The sequence below is a fragment of the Halomonas koreensis genome (genome assembly GCF_031451675.1).
Lineage (GTDB): Bacteria > Pseudomonadota > Gammaproteobacteria > Pseudomonadales > Halomonadaceae > Halomonas > Halomonas koreensis.
On the sequence record NZ_JARWAK010000035.1, the window covers coordinates 1 to 629 of the forward strand.

Consider the following 629-nt stretch of genomic DNA (forward strand, 5'->3'; position numbering starts at 1 on the left):
AAGCTGGCCGGGTCCAGCGGGTCGCCGGGCTGCATGCGCTCGGCGGCGGCCAGCACCTTCTCCACGAAGGCCTCGCGAATCGAGTTCTCCACCAGCAGCCGCGAGCCGGCGATGCACACCTCGCCCTGGTTGTGGAAGATCGCCCCGGCGGCGTGCTCGGCGACCCGGTCCAGGTCCTTGCAGTCGGCGAACACCAGGTTGGGGCTCTTGCCGCCGCACTCCAGGAACACCTTCTTGAGGTTGGACTGGCCGGCGTACTGCATCAGCCGCTTGCCCACGCCGGTGGAGCCGGTGAAGGCCAGGCAGTCGACGTCCATCGACAGCGCCAGCGCCTGGCCCACGGTGTGCCCGTAGCCCGGCAGCACCTGGAAGACGCCCCGCGGCAGGCCGGCCTCCCGGGCCAGGCTCGCCAGGCGCAGCGCCGACAGCGGCGACTTCTCCGAGGGCTTGAGGATCACGCTGTTGCCGGCGGCCAGGGCCGGGGCGATCTTCCAGGCGGTCATCATCAGCGGGAAGTTCCAGGGCACGATGGAGGCCACCACCCCCAGCGGCTCGCGCATCACCAGGCCCAGGGCGTCGTCGCCGGTGGGCGCCACCTCGCCGTAGAGCTTGTCGATGGACTCGGCGTG

At 71.2% G+C, this 629-nt stretch carries 1 protein-coding gene; it reads right to left on the bottom strand.

Annotation, left to right across the window (positions count from 1 at the left end; genetic code table 11):
• A partial coding sequence (locus QC818_RS18305; protein WP_309654304.1) for an aldehyde dehydrogenase family protein occupies positions 1–629 on the bottom strand: 629 nt, incomplete at both ends.